11 protein-coding genes are annotated in these 9,859 nt (G+C 68.5%); 9 read left to right on the plus strand and 2 right to left on the minus strand.

The genetic code is table 11. From position 1 onward, the window contains the following. Nucleotides 1-95: 95 nt before the first annotated feature. From ON30_RS11050 to ON30_RS11085, 9 genes are all read left to right on the plus strand, one after another. Complete coding sequence (locus ON30_RS11050) at nucleotides 96-551, plus strand: winged helix-turn-helix transcriptional regulator (RefSeq protein WP_040706308.1); 456 nt, start codon at nucleotides 96-98, stop codon at nucleotides 549-551. A gap of 38 nt (nucleotides 552-589) precedes the next feature. Then, complete coding sequence (locus ON30_RS11055) at nucleotides 590-1,042, plus strand: hypothetical protein (RefSeq protein ID WP_157183691.1); 453 nt, start codon at nucleotides 590-592, stop codon at nucleotides 1,040-1,042. Between the two features lie 47 nt (nucleotides 1,043-1,089). Next, a complete protein-coding gene (locus tag ON30_RS39005) occupies nucleotides 1,090-1,230 on the plus strand; it encodes a hypothetical protein (RefSeq protein WP_174387458.1) in 141 nt (46 codons plus the stop codon). A 22-nt stretch (nucleotides 1,231-1,252) separates the two neighbouring features. Beyond that, nucleotides 1,253-2,368, plus strand: a complete 1,116-nt coding sequence (locus ON30_RS11060) for an NADH:flavin oxidoreductase (RefSeq protein WP_040706311.1) — start codon at nucleotides 1,253-1,255, stop codon at nucleotides 2,366-2,368. 94 nt (nucleotides 2,369-2,462) lie between these two features. Next, nucleotides 2,463-3,401, plus strand: coding sequence for a TauD/TfdA dioxygenase family protein (locus ON30_RS11065; protein WP_040706313.1), 939 nt, complete (start codon nucleotides 2,463-2,465; stop codon nucleotides 3,399-3,401). Between the two features lie 141 nt (nucleotides 3,402-3,542). Beyond that, entirely contained in the window at nucleotides 3,543-4,187 is a 645-nt protein-coding gene (locus ON30_RS11070) for an ABC transporter permease (protein WP_051029174.1), read from the plus strand. Then, a complete protein-coding gene (locus ON30_RS11075) occupies nucleotides 4,184-5,458 on the plus strand; it encodes an ATP-binding cassette domain-containing protein (RefSeq protein WP_040706315.1) in 1,275 nt (424 codons plus the stop codon). Before ON30_RS11070 ends, ON30_RS11075 begins: the two co-directional genes overlap by 4 nt. After that, nucleotides 5,455-6,192, plus strand: a complete 738-nt coding sequence (locus ON30_RS11080) for an ABC transporter permease (protein WP_040706318.1) — start codon at nucleotides 5,455-5,457, stop codon at nucleotides 6,190-6,192. Before ON30_RS11075 ends, ON30_RS11080 begins: the two co-directional genes overlap by 4 nt. Nucleotides 6,193-6,203: 11 nt before the next feature. Beyond that, on the plus strand, nucleotides 6,204-7,166 hold the full coding sequence (locus ON30_RS11085) for a glycine betaine ABC transporter substrate-binding protein (RefSeq protein WP_040706319.1): 963 nt from the start codon (nucleotides 6,204-6,206) through the stop codon (nucleotides 7,164-7,166). Nucleotides 7,167-7,224: 58 nt separating this feature from the next. Here ON30_RS11085 and ON30_RS11090 read toward each other — a convergent pair whose 3' ends face one another. Continuing rightward, nucleotides 7,225-8,934, minus strand: coding sequence for an acyl-CoA dehydrogenase family protein (locus ON30_RS11090; protein WP_040706321.1), 1,710 nt, complete (start codon nucleotides 8,932-8,934; stop codon nucleotides 7,225-7,227). A 38-nt stretch (nucleotides 8,935-8,972) separates the two neighbouring features. Further along, the gene (locus tag ON30_RS11095; RefSeq protein ID WP_051029175.1) at nucleotides 8,973-9,647 is read right to left on the minus strand and encodes a TetR/AcrR family transcriptional regulator; all 675 of its coding nucleotides are present in this window, start codon (nucleotides 9,645-9,647) and stop codon (nucleotides 8,973-8,975) included. Between the last annotated feature and the right edge of the window lie 212 nt (nucleotides 9,648-9,859).

Raw genomic sequence — 9,859 nt, forward strand, 5'->3', positions numbered from 1 at the left:
GGTGACTCTGCGATCCACTATGGAGGGGTAACTCTCCATCGGGAAGTACGCACTTCGGAGTGCGTAGGTCTCCCGCGGGTAAGTAAGGAGCGATCATGCCGACACAGACGGCGGCGCAACGGCGGGCCACCGCGCGCGAGGACTACGACGCGTTTCTCGCCGCCTGCCCGAGCAGGCAACTGCTGGACCGGATCTCCGACAAATGGGTCGCGCTGATCCTGGCAGCCCTCGGTAGTGACGGCCCCAATCCGCCCGGTGACACCGGCGATCGAGGGCCGCGCGCGATGCGCTATTCCGAACTGTCGCGGCGACTCTCGGGCGTCAGCCAGAAAATGCTGACCCAGACCCTGCGCTCGCTGGAGCGCGACGGACTGCTCACCCGCACCGTCACCCCGACCGTTCCGGTCACCGTCACCTACGAACTCACCGACCTCGGCTTGTCGCTGCACGGCGTGATGCGCGAATTCAAGCGCTGGGCCGAACGACACATGGACGACGTCCTGGCCCATCGCGCCGAACACGACCGTCGGACGGCCTCGACCGCGCCGTAGTGACGCGTGCGCGCGCGACGGCGGATAAGCTGCCGGGAATGGGTGCTCTGCACATCGTTCTGCTGGTGATCGCGATCATCGCGGTGGTGCTGGCCGTGGTCGTGATCGTCGCGCGGGTCGTCGTCGGCAAGGTCCGCGCGGCCGGCGAGGCGCGGATCTCGGCCGAGTTCACACCGGATGAAGTGGTCCTGCGCGATCCGATGGCCAACTATTTCGGGCTGGAATCCAAGGGCGGCAACCAGATCCGCGGCAACGGCGCGCTGGTGCTCGCCGATTCGCGGCTGTGGTTCGCGCGCGCCGGGTCCGCCACCGCGCTGGACATCGCGCTGTCCTCGGTCACCGCCGTCGACCTGGTGCGCGCGCACGCGGGCAAGTCGGCGGGCCGCGCGCTGCTGCGGGTCAGCTTCGGCGAGGACAGCGCCGCCTGGTATCTCGGCGACCTCGAGAAGTGGCGTTCGGAGATCCTGGCGCGCGTTCCCGGTCTGGTCTGAGGGCACGGCCGGGTCTTCGAATCCGGCCGACGCGAACGGTGTTGGGCGTGCCCACACCGCACGGGGTCATCGCCGACGTCGACTTCCGGAGGTGGGAGAGTTGGTTGCGCGACACCGGCGCGATCGAGGATCCGCTGGAGCCGTCGAAGTTCTACACCAACGAGTTCAACCCGAACACGCCGAAATAGGCGCAGTCAGCAGGAGTCACAGGTGAGCGCACCCACCGATGTCACGAGGGCCCGTCGCGTCCTCGGCCGCCCGTTGACCATCGGCGGGCTCACCGTCCCCAACCGGATCGTGATGGCGCCGATGACGCGGCAGTTCTCCCCGGGCGGCGTGCCGGGGGAGAACGTGGCCGCCTACTACGCGCGCCGCGCGGCCGCCGAGGTCGGACTGATCATCACCGAGGGCACCTTCGTGGAGCACCCCTCGGCCGGGATGAGCCACGACATCCCGCGTTTCTGGGGCGCGGACGCGCTGGCGGGCTGGGCCGGGGTGGTCGAGGCCGTGCACGGCGCGGGCGGCCGGATCATCCCGCAGTTGTGGCACGTCGGGGTCACCCGCGACCAGGGGACCGGACCGGTCGAGTCCGCGCCGCCGGTCGGTCCGTCCGGACTGGACCTGACGGGGTCGCCCAAGGGCGAGGCGCTCGGGTCCACCGATATCGACGACATCGTGCGGGCCTTCGCCGAAGGCGCTGCCGCCGCGCAGCGCCTGGGCTTCGACGGCGTCGAACTGCACGGCGCGCACGGCTACCTGATCGACCAGTTCCTGTGGTCGGGCACCAACCGCCGCGAGGACGCCTACGGGGCATCGCGGGTCCGCTTCGCGGCCGAGATCGTCGCGGCCGTGCGCGCGGCGGTCACCCCTGACTTCCCGGTCTTCCTGCGGCTCTCGCAGTGGAAATCCGGTCAGTACGACGCGAAGCTCGCCGAGAACCCCGGCGAACTCGAGCGGGTGATCGGACCGTTGGCCGAGGCGGGCGTCGACGTCTTCCACGCCTCCACCCGGCGGTACTGGCTGCCGGAGTTCGAGGGCAGCGATCTGAACCTGGCGGGCTGGATCAAGAAGGTCGGCGGCAAGCACGTGGTCACCGTGGGGTCGGTGGGGCTGGACCGCGAATTCGTGGGCCCGGCCGGCCGCTCCTCGACCACCGCGCTGCGCGACATCGAGGATCTGCTCGACCGCGCCGAAGGTGACGAATTCGACTTGGTCGCGGTCGGCCGGGCCCTGATCGCCGACCCGGAATGGGCGCACAAGGCGCTGAACGGGCGGCTGTCGCAGACCCACCCCTATCAGGTCGAGCACGCCCGCACGCTGCACTGATCCGGTTGCGATCCCGCTGAGTCCAATACTGGTCGGCGGGCTCGCGGGCTGGTTCCATCGCACGATCACCACGTTCGAGCGAAAGGCACCGGTCATGACCGTCGATTACGCACCCGCCACCGAGACCGCCGTGTGCGTGGTGAAGCTCGGCGCCCACATCGGCGCGCGCATCGACGGGGTCCGCCTCGGTGGCGACCTGGACCCGCAGACGGTGCAGACCGTGCGCGCGGCCTTGGCCGAACACAAGGTGATCTTCTTCCGCGACCAGCACCACCTCACCGAGGACGGCCAGTACGAGTTCGCCCGACTGCTCGGCGAGCCGACCACCCCGCACCCCACGGTGACCTCGGCGGGCAGCAAGAGCCTGGCCATCGACTCGCGTCACGGTCGCGCCAACAGTTGGCACACCGACGTGACCTTCGTGGACCGGGTGCCGAAAGCCTCGATCCTGCGCGCGGTGGCGCTACCGAGTTACGGCGGCTCCACGACGTGGGCCTCCACCGTGGCCGCCTACAACTCGCTGCCCGACTCGCTCAAACTGCTGGCCGAGAACCTGCGCGCGGTGCACACCAACCAGTACGACTACGCCGCCGACGCCGAGGACCGCACCGACGACGCCATCCGCGCCTACCGCCGCGAATTCGAGTCGCGCTATTTCGAGACCGAGCACCCCGTGGTGGAGATCCACCCCGACACCGGGGAGCGCGCGCTGCTGCTGGGCAACTTCGTCAAGAAGATCGTCGGCCTGACGAGCGCCGAATCGCAGGCGATCTTCCGGCTGTTGCAGGACCGGGTGACCCGTCTCGAGCACACCGCCCGCTGGAACTGGTCGCTGGGCGACGTCGCGATCTGGGACAACCGCGCCACCCAGCACTACGCGGTCGACGACTACGACGGCTCGGAGTACCGCAAGCTGACCCGCATCACCCTGGCCGGGCCGGTTCCGGTCGGCGTCGACGGCCGCACCAGCACGGTGATCTCCGGCGATTCCGGCTCCTACGCGGCCGCCGCCCCGCTGGCGCGGGCGAGCTGAACGGTCGATCCGGGGCCGCCCGCCGGCGCGCGGCGCGCCGCCCCGGATCGCGCGCGTGTCGTCGCTAGGGTTTGACGACTCGCGTCTCGGTTATCTCCCGCGCACCGGCATCATCCGGTCTTCGGCCGACGAGGGGAACACGTGAATCTCTGGAACTACATCAGTGGGCGGGGGGAGGTTCTCGCGTTCCTGACCTACCAGCACGCCTCGCTGGCCTTCCAGACGGTGCTCGTCGGCACCGTCGTCGCCGTGCTCGTCGCGGTCGCGGTCTACCGGTTGCCGCTGGTGTCGTCGCTGACGTTGACCTCGAGCCGCGTCGCGCTGACCATCCCGTCGCTGGCGCTGCTGGCCCTGCTGCTGGTGCCCTTCGGGCTCGGCGTCGTCCCGTCGTTCATCATGTTGGCCTTCTTCGCGGCGCTGCCGGTGATCGGCAACGCGATCGTGGGGCTGCGCTCGGTGCCCGCCTCGGTGGTCGAATCCGCCCGGGGAATCGGGCTGCCGCGCTGGCGCATCCTGCTGACGGTGGAACTGCCGATCGCGTGGCCGGTCATCCTCACCGGCATCCGGGTCTCCACGCAGATGATCGTCGGCGTGGCCGCGATCGTCGCCTATGTCCTGGGCCCCGGCCTCGGCTCGCTGATCTTCAACGGCCTGTCCCGCCTCGGCGGGGCCAACGCGCTGGAGATGGCGTTGACCGGCACCCTGCTCATCGTCGTCATCGCGCTGGTGTTCGACGCGCTCCTCGTCCTGCTCGGACGCTTCACGATCGCAAAGGGACTGTCATGACCGACGCGGTGACCACCGGCGCCTCCGATCAACGCACGGTGACCGGCGCCTCCATCCGACTCGACGGCGTCGTCAAGCGCTACAAGGGCCAGGACAAACCGGCGGTGCGCAAACTCGACCTCGACATCGAGGCGGGGGAGATCGTCGCTTTCGTCGGCCCCTCCGGTTGCGGCAAGACCACCACGCTGAAGATGATCAACCGGCTCATCGAGCCCACCGAGGGCCGCATCCTCATCGACGGCCGCGACGTCACCCGGGAGAATCCGGACACCCTGCGCCAGTCCATCGGCTACGTCATCCAGTCCGGCGGACTGTTCCCGCACTGGTCGGTGCGCAAGAACATCGGCGCGATCCCGCGCGTGCTGGGCTGGGACAAGCAGCGCATCGCCGAACGCACCGAATACCTGCTCGACCTGGTCGGGTTGGATCCGGCCGTGTTCGCCGACCGGCTGCCCAAGGACATGTCCGGCGGCCAGCAGCAGCGCGTGGGCGTGGCGCGGGCGCTGGCCGCCGACCCGCCGGTGCTGCTCATGGACGAACCGTTCGGCGCGGTCGACCCGATCACCCGGGTCCGCTTGCAGGACAGCCTGATCGGGATCCAGCACGAACTCGGCAAGACCATCGTCATCGTCACCCACGATTTCGAGGAGGCCACCAAACTCGGCGACAAGGTGCTCATCCTGTCCGAGGGCGGCCAGGTCGAGCAGTACGCGAGCCCGGAGGAGATCCTCACCGATCCGGCCACGCCGTTCGTGGAGGAATTCGTCGGCTCGGGCGCGAAACTGGCCTACCTGACGGTGTCGCGGGTGCGCGACGTCGAGCACGACCCGGTGCTCACCGCGCAGGTCGGCGAACCCTCCGGCGCGGTGATCGAACGCGCGAAGGCGGGCGGGCACACCTGGGTGGTGGTGGTCGACTCGGCGGGCAGGCCGCGCTCGTGGCCGTCGCTGGACGAGCTGGCCAGCAAACCCGAGGTCTCGGACTACCTGGACCGGCGGCTGCCGGTGGTGGCGCGCTCCTCGACCCTCAACGACGCGCTCGACGCGATGCTGGCCACCAGCCAGGGCGCGACGCTGGTCACCGACGGGCGCGGCGCGGTGGTCGGCTCGCTGAGCATCGGCTCGGTGACCGAGTTGATCCGCGGCCGACTCGCCGAGGCGCAGGCCGAAGCGGCCATCCCGTCCTACGAGGAGTACGTCGACGGCACCGACACCACGCCCACGCCGGTGGTCGCCGCCGACGAGGAACCCGGTTCGGACGGTGCCCCGTGAGCCGTCTGCGCCGCCTGCCGATCGACGTCTGGTTCGAGCCGCTGATCATCGTGGTCATCGGCGTCGGCTACCTGCTCTGGTACCGCTCGACCACTTTCACCCCGACCGAACAGGCGTCGCTGGCCTGGGACAATCTGCGCACCACCATCATCGAGCACATCCGGCTGACCGCGGTCGCCACCTTGATCGTGGTCGTGGTCGCCATCCCGCTCGGCATCCTGCTGACCAGGCCCGGCGCCAAACGCCTGGAACCGATCGCGGTGAACATCGCCAACATCGGTCAGGCCGCCCCGGCGGTGGGCCTGCTGGTGCTGTTCACCTTCTGGCTCGGCACCGGGTTCAAGACCGCGGTCGTCGGCCTGGTCGTCTACGCGATCCTGCCGATCCTGCAGAACACCATCGTCGGACTGCGCCAGGTCGACCAGCGCGTCATCGAGGCGGCGCGCGGCATCGGCTACACGGCCGTGCGCACGCTGTTCCAGGTGGAGTTGCCGCTGGCGGTCCCGGTGATCCTCAACGGCGTGCGCACCGCGCTGGTCATCCTGGTCGGCACCGCCACCTTGAGCACCTTCATCGGCGCGACCAGCCTGGGCACCCTGATCACCACCGGGGTCACCCTGTTCCTGCCGAAACTGCTGATCTCCGGCGCGATCCTGGTCGGACTGCTCGCCCTGACCATCGACTGGCTGGGTCGACTCGTCGAACTGGCCGCCACCCCGCGAGGTATCGCATGAGGACGGCGCGCATGACCCTGCTCGCCCTGGCCGTCGGTCTCGCGGCGCTGCTCACCGGCTGCGGTCTGGTCAGTTCGTCGGGCACCTTCCACGACGCGAGCCTGCCCGACGGCGCGAAACCGCTGGACGGCGCGAAGCTGACCGTCACGTCCAAGAGCTTCACCGAGGGCGTGCTGCTGGGCAAGATCACCGCGACCTACCTGGCGGCGGCGGGCGCGCAGGTCACCGATCTGACCGGCGCGCCCGGTTCGGCCTCCTCCCGGCAGGCCCAGCTCAACGGCGACGCCGACGTGCTGTGGGAGTACACCGGCACCGGGTGGGTCAACTACCACAACCAGACCGAGACGATCGTGGACCCGACCGAGCTGTGGCAGCGGGTGCACGACATCGAGAAGAGCGAATACGACCTGGAGTGGCTGCCGCCCGCCAACTTCAACGACACCTACGCCTTCGGCGCGTCCCGCCCGACGGCCGAGCGGTTGAACGTGCGGACGCTCTCGGAGGTGGCCGCGCTGCCGGTGCGGGACCGCACCTTCTGCGTGGACGACGAATTCTTCAGTCGCTCCGACGGATTCCTGCCGATGCTGGAGAAGTACGGCATCCCGTACAACACCCCGAACGGCGTGCCCGTGGAGAATGTGACCCGCATGGACGCCGGCGTGGTCTACACCGCCACCGCCCGGTCCTCGCCGTGCAATTTCGGCATGATCTACACCACCGACGGACGGGTCAAGAATCTGGAGCTGGTCGTGTTGGACGACGACCGGAAGTTCTTCCTGCCCTACAGCGGCACCGCCGTGGTGCGGGGCGCGGTCCTCGAACAATGGCCGCAACTGCGCGAATTGCTCGGCACGATCTCCGAACGCCTGACCGACCAGTTGATGCAGGAACTCAACGGGCGCGTCGACATCGACGGCGAGGACCCGGCCGACGTCGCCTACGACTGGTTGAAGCGCGAGAACCTGATCACCTGACGAGAAACGGGCGAGGCGTGCACCACGCCTCGCCCGTTCCCGGGAATCGTCCGCGCGCTTACGGATTCATCTCGTAGGTGCCGACGTAGCCGATCACCTCTTCGAAGATCCGACCCGAGCGCGCCTCGTCGATGACGGGCTTGCGCAGCACGCTCAACGCCCAGTCCTGTTGGGCCTGGGTCGAGGACGACTTCGCGAACACGCCGAGGGCGTAGGCGGAGAAGTCGCGGACGAACACCTCGAAGATCGCGTCCAGGACGTCGTCGGAGGTCCCTTCGATCTTCGCCTGCTCCAGGATCAGCTGGCTGTAGGGCAGCAGGGTGAACAGTTCACCCACGGCCAACTGGTAGTCGATGTCCTCGAGCTGGGCCGCGGTCGGCGGGGCCTGGACCGGGAACTGCGTGAAGCTCTCGGCCAACTCCAGGAACAGCGCCACGTTGGGCAGGTGCCGGTAGTCGGCGAAGGCGGGCCGCCAGTCCGAGAACCGCACCTTGCTCAGCCCCGAGGCGCCCGGCTGACGGAACAGCGACTCGTCGTCGGCGGTGTCGCGCCGCACCGGCACCGCGGGCAGTTCGGCCGGGTTGAACAGGAAGTTCGGCATGAACTTCAGCGTCAACGCCATGTTCACGTGCGCGGTGCCCTCGAGGCGCGGCATCGAGTCGATGGTGCCGCGCGCCATCGCGAAGTAGCTGTCCTTCTCGAAACCCTTGGCGGAGATGACATCCGAGAGCTCGCGGAAGACCCGCTCGGCCTCGCGGGTGACCTTCATCTTGCCGATCGAGTTGAACATCACGAAGCGGCGGTCCTCGGGGGTGGAGGAGCGCATGTAGTCGATCGCGCGGTGATGGAACAGCCGCATCGCGTTCATGCGGATGTAGCTGTCGGACAGGATCTGGCGCACCTGCGGGAAATCGGTGACCGGGTGCCCGAACAGGATCTTGGCGTGCGCGTGGTTGATCGTCTCGTAGAAACAGTGCTGCACGATGCCCAGTGCGACCATGCCGATGTTGAACTTGCCGCAGTTGACCGCGGCGAGGGCGGCGTCGAAAGCCTTGCGGCCGGTGTGCAGCACGTCCTCGGCCGAGACGGGGTAGTCGGCCAGATCGTAGGCGCTGACGTAGTTCTGGCCGTGGATGACGTTCTTGACCAGGTGGTAGTTCGGGTGCTGGCTGTCGGCGACGAACCACACGTAGGCGTCGGGGCCCTCGAGGTCGGTGCGACGGCCGATGGTCGGCACGATCCGCGCGACGTTGCCGTTGCCGATGTAGTACTTGCTGCCGGTGGCGCGGAACCCGCCGTTGCCGTCGGGGGTCAGCAGCATGTCGGTGGCGTAGATGTCGGCGCCGTGGTCCTTCTCCGACAGGCCGAAGGCGATGATGCCGCCGCGGTCGAGTTCCTCGGCGGCGCGCAGGTGGGCCTTGTGGTTGGCGCTCTGCCAGATCGTGGCCAGGCCGAGGGTGGACACGCCCCAGGCGTACCAGTACTGCGAGCCGTAGAAGCCGGTGATCTCGTTGAACCGGGAGATGACCGCGGTGTCCCAGCGCTTGCTGGTGTCGCCGGTGGCCGACTGCGGGGTGGCCATGTGCGCGATGATGCGGCTCTCGGCGAGGAAGGCCATCCAGTCGTCGTACCAGGACGCCTGCTGGGCGTCGGTGGTCAGCGCCTCTTTGCCCTTGTTCTCGAAGAACTCGACCACCGAGCGCAGTTTGGCGCGGGTGTCGGGATCGAATTCCTCGAAGGTGTCGGTCTTCGGGTTGAACAGGGCCATGGATAGCCGCCTTCCAAGTGATGGCAAGTGCCCTCACATTAGAACTGAGGGCAGGTGCCGTCAATAGTGTGATCCGGCCCGGCGGGCCGGGGGTCGTAGAGGGTCAGATGCGCCGAGATCGCCGTCGCCAGATGGTCGATGACCTGCTCGCGCCCGGCCCGCAGCGACCCGTTGAACCACGCCGCGAACATCCCCGCGACCGCGCTGGCCAGGCTGACCGCCGCCAATTCCCGGCGCACCGGGTCAACGATCCCCGACAGCAGCGTGTTCTGGATGACCGCGGCGAAGGAGGGCATCACCGAGACCGTCTCGGTGCCCAGCACCGTCCCCGTATAGGGCTCGACCAGGAACAGGCGCGACTTGCGCGGATCGCGCAGCGACTCGTCCACCAGCAGCGTCGCCAGTTCGCGTTCGCGCAAGGGCGGCGGTGCGATCGTGAACGCGCTCATCGCGGCGCGGAACTCTCGCGAGACCTCCTGGTAGAGCGTGGCCAGCAGTTCGTCGGTGGTCTCGAAGTTCTCGTAGAAGTACCGCGTGGTCAGGCCGGTGCGCCGGCAGATCGCCCGCATGGTGACCGCGGCCGCCCCGGATTCGCCGATCAGGTCCAGGGTCGCCTCGAGCAAGGCCGCGCGGCGCACCAGTCGCCGGTGCGCGAGAGTGGTGCCGCCCCAGATCGGATCACCGCTCTCGGCGGGTGGCTCATCGGTCGACACACGATCCCCTTCGCTGGCGGAACCCGGGCGGCACCCCGTGGATGATCCTCGGGGAGATGTTAATGGTAAATCCGCTCGGTTGGCGCTGCTTCAACTGGGTGGATTGTGATATATGTAATCTCTGATTCGTATCTACTCCCTGGTCGGACGCCGAGGTCCGACCCGGATCCCGCCCCCGGCGCGGGCTCCGCGGCGGAGTGCAGGAGGTTGAC

The organism is Nocardia takedensis NBRC 100417, from assembly GCF_000308695.1.
GTDB lineage: Bacteria > Actinomycetota > Actinomycetes > Mycobacteriales > Mycobacteriaceae > Nocardia > Nocardia takedensis.

Coding starts and splice junctions, on each gene's coding strand:
- ON30_RS11055 (WP_157183691.1), top strand. CDS start 590: ATGGGTGCTCTGCACATCGTTCTGCTGGTGATCGCGATCATCGCGGTG.
- ON30_RS11085 (WP_040706319.1), top strand. CDS start 6,204: ATGACCCTGCTCGCCCTGGCCGTCGGTCTCGCGGCGCTGCTCACCGGC.
- ON30_RS11050 (WP_040706308.1), top strand. CDS start 96: ATGCCGACACAGACGGCGGCGCAACGGCGGGCCACCGCGCGCGAGGAC.
- ON30_RS11090 (WP_040706321.1), bottom strand. CDS start 8,934: ATGGCCCTGTTCAACCCGAAGACCGACACCTTCGAGGAATTCGATCCC.
- ON30_RS11065 (WP_040706313.1), top strand. CDS start 2,463: ATGACCGTCGATTACGCACCCGCCACCGAGACCGCCGTGTGCGTGGTG.
- ON30_RS11075 (WP_040706315.1), top strand. CDS start 4,184: ATGACCGACGCGGTGACCACCGGCGCCTCCGATCAACGCACGGTGACC.